The organism is Rhodococcus sp. WB1 (genome assembly GCF_001700945.1).
In the GTDB taxonomy this organism is placed as follows: Bacteria; Actinomycetota; Actinomycetes; order Mycobacteriales; family Mycobacteriaceae; genus Rhodococcus; species Rhodococcus aetherivorans.
The window spans coordinates 5,386,647-5,411,242 of the sequence record NZ_CP015529.1; the positions used below are offsets into that span (position 1 = coordinate 5,386,647).

At 70.2% G+C, this 24,596-nt stretch carries 20 protein-coding genes; 11 read left to right on the top strand and 9 right to left on the bottom strand.

Features of this window, described 5'->3' with window-relative positions:
* Positions 1 to 40 precede the first annotated feature (40 nt).
* From kdpB to A4U64_RS28620, 8 genes are all read left to right on the top strand, one after another.
* Positions 41 to 2,131 carry a potassium-transporting ATPase subunit KdpB gene (kdpB, locus tag A4U64_RS24185; protein ID WP_373566458.1) on the top strand — a complete coding sequence of 697 codons (2,091 nt, stop codon included), beginning with the start codon at positions 41 to 43 and terminating at the stop codon, positions 2,129 to 2,131.
* A gap of 5 nt (positions 2,132 to 2,136) precedes the next feature.
* Positions 2,137 to 2,796 carry a potassium-transporting ATPase subunit C gene (locus A4U64_RS24190; protein ID WP_065923247.1) on the top strand — a complete coding sequence of 220 codons (660 nt, stop codon included), beginning with the start codon at positions 2,137 to 2,139 and terminating at the stop codon, positions 2,794 to 2,796.
* A gap of 7 nt (positions 2,797 to 2,803) precedes the next feature.
* A complete protein-coding gene (locus A4U64_RS24195; protein WP_050034278.1) occupies positions 2,804 to 5,350 on the top strand; it encodes a sensor histidine kinase in 2,547 nt (848 codons plus the stop codon).
* Positions 5,347 to 6,027, top strand: a complete 681-nt coding sequence (locus tag A4U64_RS24200) for a response regulator (RefSeq protein WP_050034277.1) — start codon at positions 5,347 to 5,349, stop codon at positions 6,025 to 6,027. The genes A4U64_RS24195 and A4U64_RS24200 overlap by 4 nt, the downstream gene beginning before the upstream one ends.
* Positions 6,028 to 6,151: 124 nt before the next feature.
* Positions 6,152 to 9,451 carry a bifunctional lysylphosphatidylglycerol synthetase/lysine--tRNA ligase LysX gene (gene lysX / locus A4U64_RS24205; RefSeq protein WP_065923248.1) on the top strand — a complete coding sequence of 1,100 codons (3,300 nt, stop codon included), beginning with the start codon at positions 6,152 to 6,154 and terminating at the stop codon, positions 9,449 to 9,451.
* 68 nt (positions 9,452 to 9,519) lie between these two features.
* The gene (locus tag A4U64_RS24210; RefSeq protein ID WP_006942144.1) at positions 9,520 to 10,119 is read left to right on the top strand and encodes a histidine phosphatase family protein; all 600 of its coding nucleotides are present in this window, start codon (positions 9,520 to 9,522) and stop codon (positions 10,117 to 10,119) included.
* Between the two features lie 203 nt (positions 10,120 to 10,322).
* Entirely contained in the window at positions 10,323 to 10,667 is a 345-nt protein-coding gene (locus tag A4U64_RS24215; RefSeq protein WP_029546834.1) for a YtxH domain-containing protein, read from the top strand.
* Positions 10,668 to 10,815: 148 nt separating this feature from the next.
* Positions 10,816 to 10,971, top strand: a complete 156-nt coding sequence (locus A4U64_RS28620) for a hypothetical protein (protein WP_006942148.1) — start codon at positions 10,816 to 10,818, stop codon at positions 10,969 to 10,971.
* A gap of 19 nt (positions 10,972 to 10,990) precedes the next feature.
* Here A4U64_RS28620 and A4U64_RS24220 read toward each other — a convergent pair whose 3' ends face one another.
* Entirely contained in the window at positions 10,991 to 11,284 is a 294-nt protein-coding gene (locus A4U64_RS24220) for a putative quinol monooxygenase (protein ID WP_006942149.1), read from the bottom strand.
* A 62-nt stretch (positions 11,285 to 11,346) separates the two neighbouring features.
* On the opposite strand from A4U64_RS24220, the gene A4U64_RS24225 reads away from it, so the two are divergent.
* Positions 11,347 to 12,261 carry an SDR family NAD(P)-dependent oxidoreductase gene (locus tag A4U64_RS24225; RefSeq protein ID WP_006942155.1) on the top strand — a complete coding sequence of 305 codons (915 nt, stop codon included), beginning with the start codon at positions 11,347 to 11,349 and terminating at the stop codon, positions 12,259 to 12,261.
* Positions 12,262 to 12,306: 45 nt separating this feature from the next.
* Here A4U64_RS24225 and A4U64_RS24230 read toward each other — a convergent pair whose 3' ends face one another.
* The 3 genes from A4U64_RS24230 to A4U64_RS28630 all read right to left on the bottom strand — a co-directional run bounded on the left by A4U64_RS24230 (position 12,307) and on the right by A4U64_RS28630 (position 14,153).
* The gene (locus A4U64_RS24230; protein ID WP_029546831.1) at positions 12,307 to 13,140 is read right to left on the bottom strand and encodes an alpha/beta fold hydrolase; all 834 of its coding nucleotides are present in this window, start codon (positions 13,138 to 13,140) and stop codon (positions 12,307 to 12,309) included.
* Between the two features lie 281 nt (positions 13,141 to 13,421).
* Complete coding sequence (locus A4U64_RS28625; RefSeq protein WP_196813343.1) at positions 13,422 to 13,760, bottom strand: hypothetical protein; 339 nt, start codon at positions 13,758 to 13,760, stop codon at positions 13,422 to 13,424.
* Between the two features lie 102 nt (positions 13,761 to 13,862).
* Positions 13,863 to 14,153, bottom strand: coding sequence for a MerR family transcriptional regulator (locus A4U64_RS28630; RefSeq protein WP_196813342.1), 291 nt, complete (start codon positions 14,151 to 14,153; stop codon positions 13,863 to 13,865).
* A gap of 54 nt (positions 14,154 to 14,207) precedes the next feature.
* Between A4U64_RS28630 and A4U64_RS24240 the strand changes: the two genes are divergently transcribed.
* Positions 14,208 to 14,516, top strand: coding sequence for a hypothetical protein (locus tag A4U64_RS24240; RefSeq protein ID WP_029546830.1), 309 nt, complete (start codon positions 14,208 to 14,210; stop codon positions 14,514 to 14,516).
* A 76-nt stretch (positions 14,517 to 14,592) separates the two neighbouring features.
* Here the strand turns inward: A4U64_RS24240 and A4U64_RS24245 are convergent, their stop codons facing one another.
* The 5 genes from A4U64_RS24245 to A4U64_RS24265 form a co-directional block, all read right to left on the bottom strand.
* Positions 14,593 to 15,507, bottom strand: a complete 915-nt coding sequence (locus tag A4U64_RS24245) for a cutinase family protein (protein WP_006942159.1) — start codon at positions 15,505 to 15,507, stop codon at positions 14,593 to 14,595.
* A gap of 91 nt (positions 15,508 to 15,598) precedes the next feature.
* Positions 15,599 to 16,378 (bottom strand): YncE family protein, encoded by a 780-nt coding sequence (locus A4U64_RS24250; RefSeq protein ID WP_231385978.1) that lies wholly within the window; start codon positions 16,376 to 16,378, stop codon positions 15,599 to 15,601.
* 106 nt (positions 16,379 to 16,484) lie between these two features.
* Complete coding sequence (locus A4U64_RS24255; RefSeq protein WP_006942164.1) at positions 16,485 to 17,936, bottom strand: glutamate synthase subunit beta; 1,452 nt, start codon at positions 17,934 to 17,936, stop codon at positions 16,485 to 16,487.
* Positions 17,929 to 22,524 (bottom strand): glutamate synthase large subunit, encoded by a 4,596-nt coding sequence (gene gltB / locus A4U64_RS24260; RefSeq protein WP_006942166.1) that lies wholly within the window; start codon positions 22,522 to 22,524, stop codon positions 17,929 to 17,931. Before gltB ends, A4U64_RS24255 begins: the two co-directional genes overlap by 8 nt.
* Positions 22,525 to 22,844: 320 nt before the next feature.
* On the bottom strand, positions 22,845 to 23,396 hold the full coding sequence (locus tag A4U64_RS24265; protein WP_006942168.1) for a TetR/AcrR family transcriptional regulator: 552 nt from the start codon (positions 23,394 to 23,396) through the stop codon (positions 22,845 to 22,847).
* A gap of 55 nt (positions 23,397 to 23,451) precedes the next feature.
* Between A4U64_RS24265 and A4U64_RS24270 the strand changes: the two genes are divergently transcribed.
* Positions 23,452 to 24,483 (top strand): FAD-dependent monooxygenase, encoded by a 1,032-nt coding sequence (locus A4U64_RS24270; RefSeq protein ID WP_029546828.1) that lies wholly within the window; start codon positions 23,452 to 23,454, stop codon positions 24,481 to 24,483.
* Positions 24,484 to 24,596 lie beyond the last annotated feature (113 nt).

The following is a 24,596-nucleotide window of genomic DNA, read 5'->3' on the forward strand; positions in this document are numbered from 1 at the left end:
CGTCCTCCCGCCCCGCGGCGGAGATCACGGAGATACTTCGGTGACCATCGACCTTCATTCCCACCGGGAGACCATCACCTCCCACCCGCATCGTGTCGGCGGGGGCGTGTTCAGCCCCCGTCAGCTGGCAGAGGCCCTGCCGGGAGCGATCCGCAAGCTCGATCCCCGGCATGTGGCGCGGAATCCGGTGATGTTCGTCGTGCTGGTCGGATCGGCGGTCGCCACCGTCGCGGCGATGGTCGAACCCACGCTGTTCGCGTGGTCGATCGCGGCGTGGCTGTGGTTCACCGTGCTGTTCGCCAACCTCGCCGAGTCGGTCGCCGAGGGGCGCGGCAAGGCGCAGGCGGCGAGCCTGCGAAAGGTCAAGCAGGACACGACAGCCCGTCGCCTCACCGGTCCGGCCGCCGAGGAATCCGTATCGGCCACCGAGCTGCGCATGGGCGATCTCGTCGTGGTGGAGACCGGTCAGACGATCCCCGGTGACGGCGACGTGATCGAGGGCATCGCCACGGTCGACGAGTCGGCGATCACCGGAGAATCGGCGCCGGTGATCCGCGAGTCGGGTGGCGACCGATGCGCCGTCACCGGCGGCACCACCGTGCTCTCCGACCGCATCGTCGTGCGGATCACCGCACCACCCGGGCAGACCTTCGTGGACCGGATGATCGCTCTCGTCGAGGGGGCCGCCCGGCAGAAGACCCCCAACGAGATCGCCCTGAACATCCTTCTCGCGGCGTTGACGATCGTGTTCCTGCTCGCGGTCGTCGCGATCGGTCCGATGAGTGCGTACGCCGGCGCCGAGCAGGGACCGGTCGAGCTGATCGCGCTGCTGGTGTGCCTGATTCCCACCACGATCGGTGCCCTGCTCTCCGCGATCGGCATCGCCGGGATGGACCGGCTGGTGCAGCGTAACGTGCTGGCCATGTCCGGTCGTGCCGTCGAGGCGGCCGGGGACATCGACACCCTGCTGTTGGACAAGACCGGCACCATCACCTACGGCAACCGGCGCGCCACCGCACTGCACCCCGCTCCCGGCGTCACGGATCTCGAAATGGCTTCTGCGGCAAGGCTGTCGAGCCTGTCCGACGAAACCCCCGAGGGGCGCAGCATCGTCGAGTTGTGCGCCGAGCGGTTCCACCTCGATCCGAGCCCGTCGGGCGCCGAGCGCTCCGCCGAGTTCGTCGCATTCACCGCGCACACCCGGATGAGCGGCCTCGACACCGCCGGAGACGCCGGCATCCCGGTCCGCATCCGGAAGGGCGCCGCCGACGCGGTGACCCGCTGGGTGGCCGAGCAGGGCGGACGGATCCCCGAGGCGGTGAGCACCGTCGTCGACGACATCGCCCGCGGCGGCGGAACACCGCTCGTGGTGGCCCGATCCGACGATCGCGGCGCATCGGTGGTCGGCGTCGTCGAGCTGTCCGATGTCGTCAAGCCCGGCATGGCACAGCGATTCGCCCAGCTGCGGGCGATGGGCATCCGCACGGTGATGATCACCGGGGACAACCCCCTCACCGCGAAGGCGATCGCAGCCGAGGCGGGGGTCGACGACTTCCTGGCCGAGGCGACCCCCGAGGACAAGCTGGCGCTGATCCGCTCGGAACAGCAGGGCGGACGGCTGGTCGCGATGACAGGTGACGGTACCAACGACGCGCCCGCCCTCGCCCAGGCCGACGTGGGGGTGGCGATGAACACCGGCACCTCCGCGGCCAAGGAGGCGGGGAACATGGTCGACCTCGACTCCGATCCGACGAAGCTGATCGAGGTGGTCGAGATCGGCAAGCAGCTGCTCATCACGCGCGGGGCACTGACCACCTTCTCGCTGGCGAACGATCTCGCGAAGTACTTCGCGATCCTGCCCGCGTTGTTCAGCGGGATCTACCCACAACTGGCGGGGCTGAACATCATGGGACTGGCCACCCCGCAGAGCGCGATCCTGTCGGCGGTGATCTTCAATGCCCTCGTGATCGTGGCGCTGATACCGCTGGCCCTGAAGGGTGTGCGGTACCGGCCGGCGAACGCGTCGTCGCTGCTGGGGCGGAATCTGCTCGTCTACGGCCTCGGCGGGGTGATCACCCCGTTCGTCGGGATCTGGCTGATCGACCTCGTGGTGCGTCTGGGAATCGGGTGACACTGATGGGATTCGGTAACTTCTTCGCAGGGTTGATGCGGCAGGCGCGAGCCGGCCTGCTGATGCTGGTCGCACTGACCGTGATCGTCGGAGTGGCCTATCCGGCGGCGGTGTGGGCGGTGGGACGGCTCGGTTCGGCGAGCGCCGAGGGCTCGCCACTGACCGACACGAACGGTTGCGTCGTCGGCAGCCGGCTGATCGGCGTCGACCCGCAGGTCGCGCCCGGCGAGCCCGATCCGTTCTTCCACACTCGGGTCGTCGGCTCGGTCGCCGACGCAGACGCCTTTGCGCCGGGCGACCCGGCCGCCGCGCTGCCGTCCAACCAGGGCCCGAGCAGCGAGGTGCTGGCCGCCTTCGTCGACGAACGGCGTGCCGTGATCGCCACGCGCGAGCAGGTGCCGCCGCAGGAGATTCCGGTCGATGCGGTCACCGGGTCCGGCTCCGGCGTCGATCCCCACATCTCCCCGGCCTACGCCGCGGTGCAGGTGCCGCGGGTGGCGCGGGTCACCGGCATCCCCGAGCAGCGGGTCCGGGAGCTGGTCGCCGCGCACACCGAGGGCCGGCAACTCGGGTTCCTCGGCGCCGAACGAGTGAACGTGCCCGAGCTGAACGTGGCGCTGGGACTGACCGCACCCGACTGCGACGGGGTCCCCTCGGGTGGATGATGGCGTCGTGACCGGTACTGCACGCACCGCCGCCCCCGAGGCGTCGCGCCGGGGGCGGCTGCGGATCTACCTCGGTGCCGCCCCCGGCGCGGGCAAGACGTTCGCCATGCTGGGCGAGGCCCATCGGCGGATCGCCCGGGGCGGTGACGTGGTGGTGGCGATCGTGAACACGCACGGTCGTGCCCGCACCGCCGAACAACTGGCCGGCCTGGAGACCGTCCCGCCCCGACGGATCGGCTACCGGGACGCGGTGTTCGAGGAACTGGACCTCGATGCCGTGCTGGCCCGCCGGCCGGCCGTCGCCCTGGTCGACGAGCTCGCCCACACCAACGTTCCCGGCAGCCGCCACGCGAAACGGTGGCAGGACGTCGAGGAACTGCTCGACGCGGGAATCGACGTGCTGTCGACGGTGAACATTCAGCATCTCGAGTCCCTCAACGACGTGGTCGAACAGATCACCGGCGTGGTGCAGCGCGAGACCGTCCCCGACGACGTCGTGCGCCGCGCCGACCAGGTGGAGCTGGTGGACATCACCCCGCAGGCCCTGCAGCGGCGCCTGGCGCACGGGAACGTGTATGCGCCCGAGAAGGTCGATGCCGCGCTGCGCAACTACTTTCGGGAGGGCAACCTGACCGCCCTGCGCGAGATCGCCCTGCTCTGGCTCGCCGACCAGGTCGACCTCGCGCTCGCCAAGTACCGCGGCGAACACGCCATCACCGACACCTGGGAGGCCCGCGAGCGGGTCGTCGTCGCCGTCACCGGTGGGCCCGAATCGGAGACGTTGGTGCGCCGGGCCAGCCGCATCGCCGCCAAGGCGAGTGCGGAACTGATGGTCGTGCACGTCGTCCGCGGCGACGGGCTCACCGGCGTCTCGGCGCCGCAGATGGGGAAGGTCCGGACTCTGGCGGCGAGCCTGGGGGCAAGCCTGCACAGCGTCGTCGGCGACGACGTGCCCACCACGCTGCTCGACTTCGCGCGGGAGGTGAACGCCACCCAGCTGGTGCTCGGCACGTCCCGGCGCCCGCGGTGGGCACGCATCCTCGACGAGGGCATCGGGGCGGCGGTCGTCCGCGACTCCGGCAAGATCGACGTGCACATGGTGACCCACGAGCACACCGCCCGTGGGCCGAGGATGGCGTTGCTGGGCCGCCACGAGCGGCGACTGCAGTCCTGGATCGCGGCGTTCGTCATCCCCGTCGTCGCCACCGGCGTGATGGCGCTGATCGACCACTTCACGGGCTTCGAGGGCCAGCACACGCTGTATTTCGTCGTCGTGCTCGCCGTCGCGCTGTTCGGCGGAATCGGTCCGGCCATCGTCGCGGCCCTGCTGTCGGCCCTGCTGTTGAACTTCTTCTTCACCGAGCCGCGCTACAGCTTCACCATCGCCGAGCCGGCCAATTTCGTCACCACCGTGGTGCTGCTCGTCGTCGCCGTGGCGGTCGCCGCACTGGTCGATGCCGCCGCGGCCCGGGCCCGCGAGGCCCGGCTCGCGTCCCAGGAGGCCGAACTGCTCGCGCTGTTCGCCGGCGCGGTCCTGCGGGGTGCGGACCTGCCCCGGCTGCTCGAGAAGGTCCGGGAAACCTACGCCCAGCACGGCGTCAGCCTCGTCCGCACCGACCGGGAGCCGGCACAGGTCCTGGGGACGGCCGGGTCGGCGCCACCGACGTCGATGCAGGCCGCCGACACCGTCTGCGAGGTCGACGACAGCGCGTACGCCCTCCTGCTCGGTGGTCCGCAGCTGCGCGCCCGCGACCGCCGGATCCTCACCGCGGTGGCCGGACAGGCCGCCGGACTGGTCCGGCAGCAGGAACTCGCCGCCGAGGCCGCCCAGGCGTCGGCCCTGGCCGAGACCGACCGCCTGCGGCGGCTGTTGCTGTCGGCGGTGAGCCACGACCTGCGCACCCCGCTCGCTGCCGTCAAGGCCGCGGTGTCGAGCCTGCGCAGCACCGATGTCGAGTTCTCCCCCGAGGACACCGCGGAGCTGCTCGCGACCATCGAGGAATCCACCGACCAGCTCACCGGCCTGGTGTCGAATCTACTCGACTCCTCCCGGCTCGCGGCCGGGGTGATCACGCCCGTCCTGCAGCCGGTCTACCTCGACGAGGTGGTGCACCGGGCCATGGTCACGCTTTCGAGCGGCGGTTCGGACACCGCCCGCAACGTTCGCGAACGCATCGAGGTCGACGTCGACGACACCGTGGTCGCTGCGGACAGCGGGCTGCTCGAACGGGTCCTGGCCAATCTTCTCGACAATGCCCTGCGCTACGCACCCACCGGTCCGATCCGCGTCGGCGCCGGCACCTCCGGTGACCGCACCACCGTCACCATCGCGGACTGCGGTCCCGGACTCGCACCCGGCGACACCGGCAACGTCTTCGCCGCCTTTCCCCGCGCCGGGGACCACCGCAGCAGCCGCGGGGCGGGGCTCGGGTTGACCGTCGCCCGCGGATTCGCCGAAGCGATGGGCGGGACCGTCACCGCCACCGAGACACCCGGTGGCGGGACCACCATGGTGGTCGAGCTCGCCGCCGCGCCGGCCAGGGTGCCGCGATGACCCGCATCCTCGTCGTCGACGACGAACCACAGATCCTGCGTGCGTTGCGCATCAACCTCGCCGCACGCGGGTACGAGGTGATCACCGCCGGCGACGGACACTCCGCCCTCCGTGCCGCCGCCCAGCAGCATCCCGATGTGATCGTCCTCGACCTGGGCCTGCCCGACCTCGACGGGATCGAAGTGCTCGCCGGGCTGCGCGGCTGGTGCACGGCCCCCGTCATCGTCCTCTCGGCACGCACCGACGCCCTCGACAAGGTGGCCGCCCTCGATACCGGAGCCGACGACTACGTCACGAAGCCGTTCGGGATGGAGGAGTTCCTCGCCCGCATCCGCGCCGCGGTCCGCCGGGCCGGCACCACCTCGGACACGACCGAACCGACGATCGACGCCGACGACTTCACCGTCGACCTCGTCGCGAAGAAGGTCACCCGCGACGGTGCACCGGTGCACCTGACCCCCACCGAGTGGGGGATGCTCGAGATGCTGGTGCGCAACCGCGGCAAGCTCGTCGGCCAACGGGAACTGCTCGAAGAGGTGTGGGGGCCGTCCTACACGACCCAGACCCATTACCTGCGGGTGTATCTCACGCAGCTGCGCCGCAAACTCGAACCCGATCCTGCGCACCCTCGCCACCTGCTCACCGAACCGGGAATGGGATACCGCTTCGAACCGTGAAGCCACTCGCGCGGGACGAAGCGGGGCGGTCCGAGCAGCGCCGCCGGACGTCCGGCACGACGGATTCGTAACCAAATCCCGGTTCCGAGCAGCACGACGTCCCGGGCGGCGCTACCGTCGACGCATGTCAGCGGACGTTGCTGCGGCACCTGCGGCGCACCCCCACCTGCCTGCCCGGCCCCGCGGCCGCCTGAACTCGGTCCCCCACGTGGTGGGCCTGACCCTCGGGATCTTCGCCGTCGCGGTGGCGCTGTGGTCGATCTCCCCCACCCTGCGCTACTTCGTCCATACGCCACGGGAATACGTGGACACGTACCTGTTCGACGCGCCCGACACCAGCCTGTCGTACGCGCTGGTGCTCGGCCTGCTCGCGGCGGCACTGGCGAGCCGCAAGCGGATCGCGTGGTGGATCCTCACGGTGTACCTGGCCGGATTCGCGATCTACAACGGATTCGTGGCGGTGTCGGACCGCAGCATCGACGCGGCGATCGGTCTGGTGCTGCAGGTCGCGGCGGTCGGGCTCCTGCTCGCGGCGTATCCGGAGTTCTACACGCGGGTTCGTCGCGGGGCGGTGTGGAAATCGCTGGGCGTCCTCGTCGCCGGGCTCGCCGTCGGCACCCTGATCGGGTGGGGGCTCGTGGAACTGTTCCCCGGCACCCTGCCGTCCGACGAGCGGTTGCTGTGGGCGGTCAACCGGGTGACCGCCCTGTCCCTGCTCGACAACGACCAGTTCAGCGGGCGCCCACACGGATTCGTCAACACCCTGCTCGGCCTGCTGGGGGCGCTGGCGCTGATCGCGGCGGTGATCGTGCTGTTCCGGTCGCAACGGGCGACCAACGCACTGACCGGGAGCGACGAATCCGCGATCCGGGGCCTGCTCGAGCGTGGCGGCGACGATTCGCTGGGCTACTTCGCGACCCGCCGCGACAAGGCGGTCGTCTTCGCGCCCAGCGGTAAGGCCGCGGTGACCTACCGCGTGGAGGTCGGGGTGTGCCTCGCCAGCGGTGACCCCGTCGGCAATCCGGAGGCGTGGCCGCACGCGATCGACGAGTGGCTCGCGCTCGCTCGGGGTTACGGCTGGGCGCCGGCCGTGATGGGTGCGAGCGAGGCCGGCGCCACCGCCTACCGCCGGGCCGGTCTGTCGGTACTGCAACTCGGCGACGAGGCCATCCTCCACACCGCCGGATTCTCGCTCTCCGGCCGGGAGATGCGGCCCGTGCGCCAGGCCGTCTCGCGTGCCCACAAGCAGGGGGTGACGGTGCGCATCCGCCGGCATCGGGACGTCCCCGAGGCGGAGATGACACTGGCGATGCGGTGCGCGGACGAATGGCGGGACACCGAGACCGAGCGCGGATTCTCGATGGCCCTCGGGCGTCTCGGCGACCCGCTCGACGGGAACTGCCTGCTCGTGGAGGCGATGTCCCACGACGAGGTGGTGGCGATCCTGTCGCTGGTGCCGTGGGGGGCCGACGGCGTGTCGCTCGATCTGATGCGCCGGAACCCGCAGGCGCCCAACGGTGTCGTGGAGATGATGGTGTCGGAGCTCGCCGCCCACGGCGGCGAGTTCGGGATCACGCGGATCTCGTTGAACTTCGCGGTGTTCCGCTCGGTGTTCGAGGAGGGCGCACGGATCGGCGCCGGTCCGGTGCTGCGGCTGTGGCGTTCGGTGCTCGTGTTCTTCTCCCGCTGGTGGCAGCTCGAGGCGCTGTACCGGTCGAACGTGAAGTACCAGCCCGAGTGGGCGCCGCGGTTCCTGTGCTTCGCGGACAACAGGGTGCTGCCCCGGGTCGGGATCGCGTCGGCGATCGCCGAAGGCTTCCTCACGCTGCCCAGCTTCGGCCGGGAACGAAGCGCCCGCCGCCACACCGGGACGCAGACGTCCGCTCCCCCGGCGCTCGTCGAGTCCGGAACCCTGCACGACGACGGTGCCGCCCCCGACGTCGAGCCGACGCCGGAGTCGCGCACCGGTCCCCGGCGGCCGGAGCAGGTGCGGGTGCGGATGACGAAGCTCGAGCGGCTCGTGGAGTCGGGCGTGGACCCGTACCCGGTGGCGAACCCCCCGTCGCACACCGCCGCGACGGCCGTCGCCGCACCCGAGGGCACCGCGGTGCGGATCGCCGGCCGCATCCTGCGGCTCCGGGACTTCGGCGGCGTGCTGTTCGCGGTGCTGCGGGACTGGTCGGGCGATGTGCAGATCCTCGTCGACCGCGGCCGCGTCGGCGGCCGCCGCTTCGTGTTCGACCTCGGCGATCTCGTCGAGGTGAGCGGGGTGACGGGCCGCAGCCGCAGCGGCGAGCTCTCGGTGCTCGCGGAGGACTGGCGGCTGGACGGCAAGTGCCTGCACCCGCTGCCCGACAAGTGGCGGGGCCTGACCGATCCCGAGGCGCGGGTACGCCAACGGTACGTGGACCTCGCGATCAACCGCACCGCGCGCCGGCTGCTCACGGCCCGCAGCGCGGTGGTGCGGTCGCTGCGCGAGCAGCTGCAGGCCCGCGGCTACCTCGAGGTGGAGACACCGATCCTGCAGCCCGTGCACGGCGGCGCCAACGCCGCACCGTTCACCACCCACATCAACGCCTACGACCTGGACCTGTACCTGCGGATCGCACCCGAGCTGTACCTCAAGCGCCTGTGCGTGGCGGGTATGGAACGGGTCTTCGAGATCGGCCGGGTGTTCCGCAACGAGGGCGCGGATTTCAAGCACAACCCGGAGTTCACGATCCTCGAGGCCTACGAGGCACACGCGAACTACGAGGTCATGCGGGTGCTGGCGCGCGAGTTGATCCAGGCCGCGGCCGTCGCGGCCCACGGACGCGAGGTGATCGTCCGGCCCGGCCCCGACGGGCGGCCCGTCGAGATCGACATCTCCGGCGAGTGGCCGGTGAAGACGTTCCACGGGGCGGTCTCGGAGGCACTCGGCACCGAGATCGACGCGCAGACCCCCGTCGAGGAGTTGCGCCGGCTGTGCGACGAGCACGAGATCCCGTACAACCCCGAGTGGGACGCCGGCGCGACGGCGCAGGAGATGTACGAGCATCTCGTCGAATCCCGCACCGAGTTCCCCACCTTCTACACCGACTTCCCCACATCGGTCTCCCCGCTCACGCGCCCGCACCCGACGAAATCGCTCGTCGCCGCCAAATGGGACCTCGTCGCGTGGGGTATCGAGCTGGGGACGGCCTACAGCGAGCTGACCGACCCGATCGATCAGCGTGCCCGGCTCACCGAGCAGTCGCTGCTCGCCGCGGGCGGCGACGAGGAGGCCATGGAGCTCGACGAGGACTTCCTGCAGGCACTCGAGCACGCCATGCCGCCCACGGGCGGCCTCGGCATGGGCGTGGACCGGATCGTCATGCTGGTCACCGGCGGCAGCATCCGCGAGTCCCTCGCATTCCCCCTCGCCAAGCCGCGCGCTCGACGCTGAGGCCCCGGTTTCACGTGAAACACCGGGTCGACCGAGCGCGCGTTCGGTCGCCGTGGGATCGTGGTGACGTGCAGCTTCTCCTTATTCGCCACGCCCTACCCGAGCTCGCGCGGGTCAGCGAGGGACGCGCCGACCCGTCGCTGACCGACGAGGGCCACGCACAGGCCGCGCGGCTGCCCACCGCGCTCGAGCCCTACCGCATCGCGCGGCTGTTCAGCAGTCCGCAGCGCCGCGCCCTCGAGACCGCGGCGCCGCTCGCCGAGATCCGGGGACTACCGATCACGCAGCTCGAGGGCCTGGCGGAGTACGACTACCACCTCGACCACTACATCCCGTTCCACGTCGCGCAGGAACTCGCGCCGGATGCCGTGGCGCGCATCCGCGCCGGTCAGCTGCCCGATTTCGTGGATGCGGAGGAATTCCGCACCCGCGTTCTCGCCGCCACGCAGCACATCGTCGACACCTGCGACCACGGGGACACCGTCGCCGTGTTCGCCCACGGGGGCGTCATCAACGTTCTGCTCCAGGATCTGCTCGGGCTCGACCGGCCGCTGATGTTCCCCATCGAGTACACGTCGGTGACCCGCATCCTCGTCTCCCGTAACGGCGCCCGGCGGGCCGCATCGGTCAACGAGACCGGGCATGTGCGCGACATGCTCCGCGTCTGAATCCGGACGGATGCCGGTAGTTCGTCGCGACCGGTGTGAAGCGGACCGGATCCGGGTATCGGTACGGGGTGGGCGGAGCCGCGACGACGCGGGCTCCGCGAGGGCGCAGCCGACCGGGCGGTGAGTATCCGTCGGGGGCGACCGCTGGCCGGCGTCGACGATGCCGGGCCTCACGACCGAGATTCGACGAGCAGGAGATTGCCATGATGAGAGTTCTGACCTTCGCCGCCGGCGCCGCCGTGGGCTTCGTGCTGGGTACCAGAGCCGGGCGCGACACCTACGAGAAGATGCGGGATCAGTCCGCGCAACTGTGGAACAAGCCTGCCGTGCAGCAGAAGGTCACCGAAGCGAGGGCGACCGTGCAGGAGAAGGCACCGCAGGTGCAGGAGAAGGCCGGCGACCTGGCGAAGAAGGCCGCCGAGAAGGCCCACCTCCCGGGTGGCGGCAACACGGCGCCCGGCGCCGCCGGGGGTGGGCCCGCCGTCACTTCCCCCGCCGCGGGCGCGCCGATCGTCCCGCCTGCTCCGGAGGGCAAGCACTCGCTGTAGGACCCCGGCCGCGAACCGGCCCGGTGCCGCATCGGCCGCGTTCCGGTGCGGCACCGGCAGGCGTACTCGCGTGCCGAACGGGTACACCGAACGCATACGGGCCGGGGCCCGAACGGCCCGGCCCGACACGATTGCCACAGGAGGCGACATGACCAGACCCGACGGCGACGGTGACCCGGCAACCGCCGACACCGACAGCGGAGCCCCGGGCGCCGACGACGACGTCCTGTCCGACCCCGCCGAGTGGTCCGGGGAAGGCGGCGCCACCGAGGAGGGCCCGTCCACCGACGTCGAGAACGGGTGAGATCGGACCGGTCGAGCCGCTAGGCCACGACCGTGAGCGGATGGATCACCGGGGCGGCCGCGAGATGCTCCCCCACGGTCGCCAAGGCGGACGTGATGTGCCGGGAGGTCATGTGCGCATCGAACGCCTCCTGACCCGTCCAGACCTCGACCGTGACGAACGTGCCGGGCGCCGAGGCGGATTCGAACAACTCGTACGAGACGCAGCCGTCCTCGTCGCGACTCGCGGCGGCCAGCGCCACCAGCGCGCCGCGCACCGCATCCTCCGACCCGGGCTTCGCCGGAATGGTCGCCACCACGCGCAGTTCCGTCATCTCTCGACGGTACCGCGCGCGCTTGCCGTGCACGAGCGGCCCGGGCGAGGAAGATGTAACCCATGGGATCGCGGATCGCGGAGATGCGCCGATGGCGCGCAGGGACAGTGGTACATCAGCGCCTGCACGACCTGACCGGGACGCTCGCCGTGGTCACCGGGGCGGGCAGCGGCATCGGCCGTGCGACGGCCCGGGCCTTCTCCGACGTGGGGGCGATCGTCGTGGTCGCCGACCGCAACCTCGACACCGCCCGCGAGACCGCCGAGATGCTCAACACGCCCGACCCCCAGGCCGGCGGCTCCCGAGCGGTGTACGGCGGTGGCGCGCACGCGTACGAACTCGACGTCGCCGACGAGGAGCAGGTGCGGCGGTTCGCCGCGACGGTCCGCTCCCAGCACGGCGTGCCGGACGTGCTCGTCAACAACGCCGGCATCGCCGTGATCGGCACCTTCACCGGCACACCGCAGGAGACGTTCGAGCACGTCATGGACGTCAACTTCTGGGGTGTGGTGTACGGGTGCCGGGCGTTCGGGGACCAGATGCTCGAGCGCGGCACCGGCGGGCACATCGTGAACGTCGCGTCGGCGGCCGCGTTCACCCCACAGAAAAGCCTCGTCGCCTACTCGACGAGCAAGGCCGCGGTACTGATGTTCACGGACTGCCTGCGGGCGGAACTGATGGGCCACGGGATCGGCGTGAGCGCGATCTGTCCGGGGCTGGTGGGCACCAACCTGGTTCCCAGCGCCGAGATGGTGGGACTCGGCGTCCGGGAGCAGCGCAAGCTCCGCGAGCGGGTCACGGCGCTGTATCGCACCCGAAGCTACCCACCGCAGAAGGTCGGTGAGGCGATCGTCGCCGCGGTGCGGCACAACCGAGCCCTGGTCACCGTGATGCCGGAAGCGAAGGCCCGGCAGTGGATCAGCCGGCTCGCCCCGCCGGCGATGCGATTCGGCGCACGCTTCGAGCCGGACCGATGAGCGCCGTGCGGGGCTGCACCGGCCGGCGCAGCCCCGCACGGCGTTCTACTTGGCGAGGAACTCGAGCAGGGCCGCGTTGACCTCTTCGCCGTGCGTCCACAGCAGCCCGTGCGGGGCGCCTTCGATCTCCACGTAGTCGGCGGCGGGCAGGCGCTTGGCGAACTCCCGAGCGGTGGCGTCGATGGGCAGGATGTTGTCGGCGGTGCCGTGGACGATCAGTGCCGGCACGTCGATCTTCGGGATGTCCTCGCGGAAGTCGGTGAGCCAGGTGGGCTGGGCGGCGACCGACGCGTACGGTGAGGCCCCCGCGGCCACCTGCCAGCTGGCTCGCAGAGCCTCCTCGCTCAGCCGGGTGCCGAGGTAGTCGTCGGTGTTGAAGAAGTTCCGGAAGAAGTCCGTGAAGAAGGCGTACCGATCCGCCTCGACCGCGGCCCGCAGTCCGTCGAAGACCTCCCGGGGTACACCGGTCGGATTGTCGTCGGTGCGCAGCAGGAACGGTTCGAGGGAGCCGAGGAAGGCCGCCTTCGCCACCCGCTGCGAGCCGTGAGTCCCCAGATAGCGGCCGACCTCACCGGTGCCCATGGAGAAACCGACGAGAACCACGTCCCGCAGATCGAGGGTGGACAGGACGGTGTGGAGGTCCGCGGCGAAGGTGTCGTAGTCGTAGCCGATCGTCGGCTTGCTCGAGCGTCCGAAGCCCCGACGGTCGTAGGTGATGACGCGGTAGCCGGCCTCGAGCAATGCGGCGGTCTGCTTCTCCCACGACGTGCCGCTCAGCGGATAGCCGTGGATGAGTACCACCGGTTGCCCGGAACCGTGGTCCTCGTAGTAGAGCTCGATCGGGGTGGAATTCTCGGTGCCGACGGCGATGTAGCCCATCATGGTCCTCTCGTAGCTGGAGACGTACCACTGGTTTTCGGAAAGCCCGGTGCGAGCCTATAGCGATCTGTCGGACATCTCCGCCCGTCACCACGAATTCACCGCCGACACCGGCATACCCGTCTACTCCTGCGAGCCACACCCGCCCTGGCACAGGGGAACCAGCGAGAACGCAGATCAGCTTGTGCAGCAGCACTTTCCACGAGCACCGCATCCTGCGACGTTTGCCCTGTCGTTGCGCGGCGAGCGCCGACGGATTCACCGTTGTCCGCAACGTCGAGTCACGGGTCCAGTTCTGTGCGGATGAGCGTGTCGAGTCGCTGCCATGCCGGGGACGAGGCGTTGACCGCGCCCTGGATGAGTGCGGCGATATCGGAGGCTTCATCCAGCTCCGGTAGTTCGTCCCTGCCGTAGCGTTCCCGGGTCGCCCCGGTGATCCGGCGGGCGAGGTCGTCGATGCGGGGATCGTCGGCGTCGAGGTCGTGCGCGTGGTCGTAGTCGAGGAAGAGTTGCCGCAGCGCCGGGTCGGCCAGGATCTCGGCTTGGTCGTGAAACAGTGCGATCGCGCGGTCCGGGTGGGTGGCGAACACGAGGATCCACAGGTCGCGTTGCAGCTCCACCCATCGAGGCGTGAAGCCCCAACGATCCAGGCGCTCCAGATGGGTATCGACCTCGGGGGGCAGCGGTGTCAGATGCCCGGCGGCGAGCTGGCGCAGGCGCCCTTACGTTGCCCGCAGGCCACGGATGCGGGCGGTGAGCTCGTCGTCGATCTCGCGCAGCGCCTGCTGGAACTCCTCGTCGGTCGCTGATCTCAGATCACGGATACGGGCCAGAGGGACGCCGGCTTCGGCGAGCGTCCGGATCTTGATCAGGTCGATGGCGTCGTTCGCGCCGTACCGCCGGTAGCCGGACGCATCGCGGTTCGGCTCGGGGAGCAGCCCCTTGTCGTGATAGACGCGGACGGTCTTGATCGACACACCCACGTACCCGGCCAGCTGCCCGATGGTGATCACCCGGCCATCGTCCCACTTGACCTTTCCCCTGGGGCAGGGTTGCACGATGGAGTCATGGCGAACACGAACTTCGATCGGGAGACCCTGCGCGAACTGGCCGATGCGGGCAGCGAGACCGCTCTGGACCGGCTGGCCGACCTCGCCGACGCAGCCGGTGACCTCGGGGAGCTGAACGAACTGTTGGACGAGGGATCCGTGCGCGCCGGGTTCCTGCTCACTCGGCGCGCGGCCGCGGCCGGCGACCTGCGCGAGCTGCAACGGATCTCCGACGCCGGGTACGACGAGGCCGGGAACGAACTGGACCGGCTGCTGAAGGCGCCGGCCGACGAACACCGGGATCGAGGATCCGATCGCCCGCTGTAGCGGCTCTCCAGGCGCCGCCCTGCCCGTCGCGCGGCATCACCGTGCGCGCACGACGCGGCTCGCGGACCGGCCGGCGTCAGACCTTGGAAGCCAGCCAGTTCCGCAGCCACGTCGTCGCCGAGGTGCCGCTCACGTCGACCGCGTAGTTGGAGTAGTCCTGGTGGATCTGCGACTCGTAGAACTGCCGGAGCTTGATCTCGCGTTCGTCGTTGGCCTGCTCGGTGAGCTGGGACTGCAGGATGGGCAGACCGCCCGCGTTCATCAGGTCCAGGTAGATGGCGTCGGCCTCGGCGCGGTACCGGTCGACGGCGGACGGGTCGCCGCCGGAGGCCATCGCGAGGAATCCGGCGGCGCGGGTGACGAAATCGTCCTTGGGCGTCGAGCAGTACAGGTCACCCACGGCGCAGAAGGTGCGGACATCGCCGCTGACGAACCCGAACCCGCCGATGCGGGGCCCGCCGGCGCCGTTGCCCGCGACGGGCGGGCCGACCAGGATGTCCGCCTCGGAACGGCGCGGGTCGGAGAGCAGGCCGACCGCGGCGAGCCGATGCGGCGGGACCACGCCGAAGCCCGTGCCGATCTCGGCGGCGAGATCGCCGGCCGCGTCGGCGCCCTGGCTGTAGCCGACGAGGGCGAACCGGGCGCCGGGGCACGCGGCCGCGGTGGCGGCGACGATGCCGCGGGCGTTGTCGACGGCCTCCTGCCGCGAGGCACCGTAGACTTCACCCTCCCACGGGAACGCCGTCGCGGCGTACCGGACGTAGTCCACCCGGGTGCCGGCGGGAAGGCCGGAGGTGACCGCGGCGAGCATGCCGTTGCCCCGCTGAGGATCGGGAGTATTCGAGGTTTCCCACGTGCCGGGCACGGCGACGACCTGTAGCTTCGGGCATCCGGCCGGGTCGGCCTGGACCGCGGGCGCCGTCGCAACCGACCCCACCACGGTCGCCGCGGCGACCGCCACCAGCGTCAACGCACTTCTCAACCCCACCACGGCCCCCTGAGGTCTCCTGCCGATCTCGACTCCGTCACGAAATGATGCCTAAGAAATATGACACAAAGATGAACGGGATGGGAGAGCATCTTTACTCGCGCAGGACGGTCACCACTCCTCCGCCGATGTTGGTGACGAACACGTTCCCCGCCCCGTAGTCGACCGCCGTCCCCACCGTGCCGCGGTCCACCACGCGCTGCAGCTGCCCAGGACGGTCCACGACGGTCACCGCCGAGCCGCCGATGTTGGTGACGAAGACGTTGCCGGTCAACGGATCCGTGACCACGACACCGGGAGGCAGCAGCTCCGCCGGCAGCGGTCCGACGGTCGGATCGTGGTCCGCGATCGTCACGTTGCCGGCGCCGATGTTCGTCACGTAGACGCCGTCGGTGCCGGCGTCGAGCGTGAGTTCGGGGGTGAGGCCCGCGAGCGGGGACGCCGCCGGCCGCTCCGGGGACGGCGACGGCCCGGCGAGAGTGCGGTCGCGGTCGACGGTGACCGTGCCGACGCCGAGGTTGGTGACCGCGACGTTGCCGTTACCGCCGTCCACGCGCATCTCGACGGGCGCGCCGGAGGATTCACCGGCCGCACCGGCGGCCGGGCGCGGCGGGACGGTCACCGACACGCCGCCCGGACCCACGTTCGTGATGCACGAGTTCCCCGCTCCCCCATCGACTCCGAGGAGGCGCAGGCCGTCGTACCCGACCACCGGCGGCGCCTGCGGCGTGCCGTTCACGGTGACGGCGCCGCCGACGTTGCGCACGCACTCGCCGGGGGCCTGCGCGGCGGCGGGAGCGGCCGCCAGCGCCGCCAGGGTTCCGGCCCCGAGCATTCCTGCCGCAAGTGATCGTCTCGTGATCCGGTGACCCATGCGCACGACCATAACGCGCGAACCGTCCCGAACGGACGAAACGGGACGGGCGCGCCCACCGGATTTCCGGTGGGCGCGCCCGTCGTGGGTTCTGCTACCTCAGCGCTCAGCGCTGCGGCATCGTGGTGGTGGTGATCGGCGAAGGGAGCACCGTTGCACCCTCGAGGTACCGATCGACCGCCGCCGCGCAGGAACGACCCTCCGCGATGGCCCACACGATGAGCGACTGACCACGGCCCATGTCGCCGGCGACGAAGACGCCGTCGACGTTGGTGGCCCACTCCGTCGAGCGGGCGACGTTGCCGCGCTCGTTCAGGTCCACGCCGAGGTCGGTGAGCAGGCCCGGCTTCTCGGGGCCGACGAAGCCCATGGCGAGCAGCACCAGGTCGGCCTCGAGTTCGAAGTCGGTGCCCTCGACCTTCTCGAAGCGGCCGTTCACCATCTTCACCTCGTGCGCCTTCAGGGCGGCGACCTTGCCGTCCTTGCCGACGAACTGCTCGGTGTTGACGGAGAACACGCGCTCGCCGCCCTCCTCGTGCGCGGAGGACACGCGGTACATCAGCGGGTAGGTCGGCCACGGGGTCGACTCGGCGCGCTGCTCCGGCGGACGCGGCATGATCTCGAACTGGTGCACGCTGGCCGCGCCCTGACGGTGCGAGGTGCCGAGGCAGTCGGCGCCGGTGTCACCGCCACCGATGATGACGACCTTCTTGCCCTTCGCCGTGATGGTCGGCTCCGACAGGTCGCCGAGCTGCACGCGGTTGGCGATCGGCAGGAACTCCATCGCCTGGTGGATGCCGTCGAGCTCACGACCGGGGATCGGCAGGTCACGGGCCTCGGTGGCGCCACCGGCGAGCACGACCGCGTCGAACTGCTCGCGCAGCTCGTCGGCGGTGATGTCGACACCGACGTTGACGCCCGCCTTGAAGACGGTGCCCTCGGCCTCCATCTGCGTGAGGCGGCGGTCGATGACGGCCTTCTCCATCTTGAACTCGGGGATGCCGTAGCGCAGCAGACCACCGATGCGGTCCTCGCGCTCGAACACGGTCACCGCGTGGCCGGCGCGGGTGAGCTGCTGCGCTGCAGCCAGACCCGCCGGACCGGAGCCGACGACCGCGACCTTCTTGCCGGTCAGCTTCGACGGCATGACCGGCGCGACCCAGCCCTCGTCGAAGGCCTTCTCGATGAGCTCGACCTCGACCTGCTTGATGGTCACCGGGTCCTGGTTGATGCCCAGGACGCAGGAGGCCTCACACGGTGCGGGGCACAGCCGGCCGGTGAACTCCGGAAAGTTGTTGGTGGCGTGCAGGCGCTCGATGCCGTCGTTCCACTTACCCTTGTAGGCCAGGTCGTTCCACTCGGGAATCAGGTTCCCGAGGGGACAACCGTTGTGGCAGAACGGGATACCGCAGTCCATGCAGCGGCTGGCCTGGACCTGGAGGGTGTCGAGCGGGAACGGCTCGTACACCTCCTTCCAGTCGAGCAGCCGCAGCGGAACCGGCCGGCGCACAGGGGTTTCGCGCGAGCCGTGCTTGAGGAAACCGGTCGGATCAGCCACGAGCCGCCTCCATGATCGCCTCGTCCACGTTCGCGCCTCGAATCTCGGCGTCCTTGATTGCCATGAGTACCTTCTTGTAATCGCGAGGCATGACCTTCGCGAAGTGACTGACCTGCTGCGACCAGTCGGCCAGAATGCGGGCTGCAACCTCGGAGCCCGTCTCGTCACGATGGCGCTCGATGGCGCCCTTGAGCCAGAGGAAGTCCTCGCCCTCGAGGTCCTCGAGATCGACCAACTCGGTGTTCAGGTTGTCCTCGAAGTCGCGATCGGGGTTGTACACGAACGCGACACCCCCGGACATGCCGGCGCCGAAATTGCGGCCGGTCTTGCCCAGGATGACCACCTTGCCACCGGTCATGTACTCGCAGCCGTGGTCGCCGACGCCTTCGACGACGGCCGTGGCACCCGAGTTACGCACGGCGAACCGCTCACCCGCCACGCCGCGGATGAGAGCCTCGCCACTGGTGGCACCGAACAGGATCACGTTGCCGGCGACGATGTTGTCCTCGGCGACGAAGCCCGGCGCCGCGTTCAGCGGCGGGCGGACGACGATCCGGCCACCGGACAGGCCCTTTCCGACGAAGTCGTTGGCGTCGCCGAACAGCCGCAGCGTGATGCCCTTGGGCACGAACGCGCCGAAGCTGTTGCCGGCCGAACCGGTGAAGGTGATGTCGATCGTGTTGTCCGGCAAGCCCTCCCCGCCGTACACCTTGGTGAGCTCGTGGCCGAGCATGGTGCCGACGGTGCGGTTGACGTTGGCGATCTTGGTCTCGATCGTCACCGGCGTACCCGACTCGAGCGCCGGCCTCGCCTGCGTGATGAGCTCGTTGTCGAGCGCCTTGTCCAGGGCGTGGTCCTGCTCCTTGGTGCAGTGCAGGTCCTGCTCGCAGAAGATCGGCGAACGGGTCTGCTCCAGCAGCGGCGACAGGTCCAGCTTCGAGGCACGGTAGTGGTCGACGGCCTTGGTGGTGTCGAGCATGTCGACCCGGCCGATCGCCTCGTCGAGGGAGCGGAAGCCCAGCTCGGCCAGGTACTCGCGCACCTCCTCGGCGATGTAGAGCATGAAGTTCTCGACGAACTCCGGCTTGCCGGTGAACCGCTTGCGCAGCACCGGGTTCTGCGTCGCCACGCCCACCGGGCAGGTGTCGAGATGGCACACGCGCATCATGATGCAGCCGGACACCACCAGCGGAGCGGTGGCGAAGCCGAACTCCTCACCGCCGAGCAGGGCGGCGATGACCACGTCGCGGCCGGTCTTCATCTGCCCGTCCACCTGCACGACGATGCGGTCGCGCAGACCGTTGAGCAGCAGCGTCTGCTGCGTCTCGGCGAGGCCGAGCTCCCACGGCGCACCCGCGTGCTTGAGCGAGGTCAGCGGGGAGGCGCCGGTGCCACCGTCGTGACCGGAGATCAGCACCACATCGGCGTGGGCCTTCGACACACCCGCGGCGACGGTGCCGACACCGATCTCGGAGACCAGCTTCACGTGGATGCGGGCCTGCGGGTTGGCGTTCTTCAGGTCGTGGATCAGCTGCGCGAGATCCTCGATCGAGTAGATGTCGTGGTGCGGCGGCGGCGAGATCAGGCCCACGCCCGGCGTCGAACCACGCACCTCGGCGACCCACGGGTACACCTTGTGCGGGGGCAGCTGACCACCCTCACCCGGCTTGGCGCCCTGCGCCATCTTGATCTGGATGTCGGTGCAGTTCGTCAGGTAGTGCGCGGTGACACCGAACCGGCCGGAGGCGACCTGCTTGATCGCCGAGCGACGCCAGTCGCCGTTCGCGTCCGGGGTGAAGCGGTCCGGATGCTCGCCGCCCTCACCGGAGTTCGAGCGGGCGCCGAGGCGGTTCATCGCGATCGCGAGGGTCTCGTGCGCCTCCGCGGAGATCGAGCCGTAGCTCATCGCACCCGTGGAGAACCGCTTGACGATCTCGCTCGCCGGCTCGACCTCCTCGAGCGGCACCGCCGGGCGGGCACCCTTGCGGAACTCGAACAGGCCACGCAGCGACGCGAGCCGCTCCGACTGGTCGTCGACCAGCCTGGTGTACTCCTTGAAGATCGAGTACTGCCCGGTGCGGGTGGCGTGCTGGAGCTTGAACACCGTGTCCGGGTTGAACAGGTGGAACTCACCCTCGCGGCGCCACTGGTACTCGCCGCCGACCTCGAGCTCGCGGTGGGCGTGCTCCGACGGACGGTCCATGAAGGCGAGGGAGTGCCGGGCGGCGACGTCCTGGGCGATCTCGTCGAGGCCGATTCCGCCGAGCTGCGACTGCATCCCGGTGAAGTACTCGTCGACGACCTCCTGCGAGAGGCCGATCACCTGGAACAGCTGCGCACCGGTGTAGGAGGCGAGCGTGGAGATGCCCATCTTGGACATCACCTTGAGCACGCCCTTCGAGGCGGCCTTGATGTAGTTCGCGAGGGCCTTGTCGAGGGTGATGCCGTCCGGCAGGTCGCCGTTCTGCAGCAGCTCGTCGATGGTCTCGAAGGCCATGTACGGATTGACCACGGCCGCACCGAAACCGCACAGCGCGGCGATGTGGTGCACCTCGCGGGCGTCGCCGGCCTCGACGAGCAGGCCCACCTTGGTGCGGGTCTTCTCGCGGACGAGGTGGTGGTGCACCGCGGAGGTGAGCAGCAGCGACGGGATCGGCGCGAGGTTCTCGTCGGACTCGCGGTCCGACAGCAGGATCAGGCGCGCGCCCTTCTCGATGGCCTCGGAGACCTCGCCGCGGATGTTCTCGAGCGCGCGGCGCAGACCCTCGCCGCCCTCGGCGACGGGGTACAGGCCGCGGATGATGACGCTGTTGAAGCCGGGGAACTTGCCGTCGTCGTTGACGTGGATCAGCTTCTGCAGGTCGTCGTTGTCGATGACCGGCGCGGAGACGAGGATCTGCCGGCACGAGTCGGCGGTCGGGTTCAGCAGGTCGCCCTCGGGCCCGAGCATGCCGCCCAGGCTCGTGACGACCTCCTCCCGGATGGCGTCGAGCGGCGGGTTGGTGACCTGCGCGAACAGCTGCGAGAAGTAGTCGAACAGCATTCGCGGACGCGCGGAGAGCACGGCGATGGGGGTGTCGGTGCCCATCGAGCCGAGCGCCTCGCCGCCGGTCGCGGCCATCGGCTTGACCAGGAGGTTGACCTCCTCGCTGGTGTACCCGAACACCTGCTGCCGCAACACGACCCGCTCGTGCGACATGTAGGTGTACTTGCTCTCGGGCAGATCCTCGAGCCGGGCGATGCCCTGGTCGATCCACTCCTGGTAGGGGTGCTCGGCGGCGAGGGCGCTCTTGATCTCCTCGTCGTCGATGATGCGGCCCTGCGAGGTGTCGACGAGGAACATGCGACCGGGCTGCATGCGCAGCTTGCGCACGACCTTCTGCGGTTCGATGTCGAGCACGCCCACCTCGGAGGCCATGATCACGAGGCCGTCGTCGGTGACCCACACGCGCGACGGGCGCAGGCCGTTGCGGTCGAGGACCGCGCCGACGACGGTGCCGTCGGTGAAGCACACCGACGCCGGGCCGTCCCACGGCTCCATGAGCGCCGCGTGGTACTCGTAGAACGCGCGACGGGCCGGGTCCATGGACTCGTGCCGCTCCCACGCCTCGGGGATCATCATGAGCACGGCGTGCGGCAGGCTGCGGCCGCCGAGGTGCAGGAGTTCGAGCACCTCGTCGAAGCGGGCCGTGTCGGACGCGCCCTCGGTGCAGACCGGGAAGATCTTCTCGAGCTTCTCGCGGCCGCCGAACACGTCGGAGTCGATGAGCGCCTCGCGGGCACGCATCCAGTTGGCGTTGCCGGTGACGGTGTTGATCTCGCCGTTGTGGGCGACACGGCGGAACGGGTGCGCCAGCGGCCACGACGGGAAGGTGTTGGTGGAGAAGCGCGAGTGCACCAGGCCCAGCGCCGATTCGACGCGCTCGTCCTGCAGATCGCGGTAGAAGCCCTCGAGCTGCGGCGTGGTGAGCATGCCCTTGTAGACGAAGGTCGACGCCGACAGGCTCGGGAAGTACACCGTCTCGCTGCCGGGGCCGTCCTGGCCGGCGCCCTCGCGGCCGAGCTCGTGCTCGGTGCGCTTGCGGACCACGTAGGCCCGCCGCTCGAGCTCCAGGCCACCGAGGGTCCGGTCGGGCGAGGTGATGAAGATCTGGCGGAAGCTCGGCATCGCCTGCCGGGCCAGCGTTCCCAGGTCGGAGGGGTCGACGGGAACCTCGCGCCAGCCGAGGACCTGCAGGCCCTCCTCGGCGACGATCGCGTCGACCGCGGCGACGGCCTCGTCGGCGGCCTTCTCGTCCTGCGGCAGGAAGGCGATGCCGGTGGCGTAGAAGCCGATCGGCGGCAGGTCGAAGTCGACGACCTCACGGAGGTAGCGGTCCGGGACCTGGATGAGAATGCCGGCACCGTCGCCGGTGTTCGACTCGGAGCCCGCCGCGCCGCGGTGCTCGAGGTTCACCAGAGCGGTGATCGCCTTCTCCACGATGTCCCGGCTGCGGCGACCATGCATGTCGACGACGAATGCGACACCACAGGCGTCGTGCTCGTTCGCCGGGTGGTAGAGCCCTTGCGGCCCGGGAAGATGCTTCATACCTAGCCTTCGTTGCGTTAGATTGCAGCGACGACCAGCAGCGCTGATGGCCATCTACTTGCGTGAGCAAGTACCGACACGTGGTGGATCGGCACCGATCACCGTTCAGTATCCGCCCTTCCGCGACGATGCGGGTGCCAATTTTCGGCAGCTCGGGCCGGACCTCCCGGTCGGCTTGGACGTCGTGTGTCCACCGTGTTGCGTACAACGATATGTCAGCCGCCGGGGGACGACGCAACCAAGGCTATCCTATCCATCCCTAACGAGCCGGTGACCGCCCGTTAACACGCGGTTGACGCACGACCGGGCGGCGCGCCTCGTCACCGCAGCGCGCGCACCATCCGGCGGAGGTCGTCGCGCGGGTCGAGATCCACATCGTCCGAGGTCAGACGGTGCAGGATCATCCCGTCGAGGTGGTCGGTGAGCACGCGCGCCCCGGCGACGGGATCCGAGGATCCGAGGGCGGCGAGCACCGCCAGACCCATGCCCCGCAGTTCGTCGCGGCGTCGCTGCACGGACCGTCGCAGCGACGGCGAGGCGGTGGCCTCGACGAAAAGCGCGAACCGGGCGCGGGTACGTACGGCATCGGGGCCTGTCGCGAACATCACGTACCCGGCGAGCATGTCGACGAGCTCCTCCTCGGTGCGCGGGAGGTTTCCGCCGCCGAGGACGGCGACGTCGGCCCGGTCGCGCTCGACGAGGCGGTCGAGGACGCCCTCGAGCAGGGCCCGGCGGGTGCGGAAGTAGTTCGACGTGGAACCGGCCGGCACGCCGGCGGCCGCGTCCACCCCGCGATGAGTGAGCCCGCGCAACCCTTCCCGGCCGAGCAGGTCGATCGCGGCGTCGAGCACCGCTGCGCGCTTGTCGGTCACATCTCGACACTACAACAGTAGTGACATGACACTACATCCGTAGTACCTTGACTTCATGACCAGGAACAACGGCGGCAAGGCCGCGATCCTCGGCGGGGGCATCGGCGGGCTCACCGCAGCGAATGCACTGATCCGGCGGGGCTGGCACGTCGACGTGTTCGAGCGCTCCCCCGCGCTGCCGCCCACCGGGACGGCCCTGGGAATGTGGCCGGCCGCGCTCGACGCACTCGCCTCGGCAGGGCTCGGCGGCGGCGTCGAGCGGCTCGGCGTCGCACTGGACCGCGGCGCGATCATGCGGCCCGACGGCCGCGAGCTCGCACGGTTTCGCACCCGGCGTCCCGCCGTACTGCTCTCCCGGCCGGCCCTGCTGGGCCTGCTCGCCGCGGGCCTGCCCGACGAGGCGGTACGGCTCGGCCGGCCCGCTCCGCCGCTGACCGAGCTCGCCGGCTACGACATCGTGATCGGCGCGGACGGCCTGGGCAGTCCGACCCGTGACGCCCTCTTCGGCCCGGACCACCGGCCCGTCCACGCCGGCATCGCGGCGTGGCGCGGCTGGGTGGACGGCACCGTGGACACCGCGACCGAGACGTGGGGGGCGGGTGCGCTGTTCGGCATCACGCCCCGCGAGGGCGGCCTGATCAACTGGTTCGCCGCCGTCCGCGCGCCGGCCGGCACCACCGGCGGCGTCGACGACCTCGTCGCCCGGTTCGGCGACTGGCATCCGGCCGTGCGCGACGTGCTGAACCGCCTGGATCCGGCGACGGTGCTCCACCACGAGATCTACCAGTCCCCGCCGCTGCCGTCGTACGTGCGCGGCAACGTCGCACTGCTCGGCGACGCCGCCCATGCCATGACCCCCAACCTCGGCCGCGGTGCCTGCGAGGCGATCGTCGACGCGGCCACCCTCGCGGATCTGCTCGCCCGGTTCGACGTGCGCGACGCGCTCGGCCGGTACGACCGGGCCCGGCGACGCGCCACCCGGCTTCTCGTGCGGGCGTCGTACGCGGCGAGCCGGGTGACCACCGCCGAGCACTGGACGGGCCTGCGCGACGCCGTGGTCGGCCTCGCGACCCGGCGAGGGGCGTGACGCATCCACCGGTGTGTCTTTCCAGCTGTACTACAACAACTTTCGATCGGAAGCCGGCCTCCGCCCCGGACCCCCGGCCCGGCGACCACGCTCGTGTTCCCCCGAACCCGCCC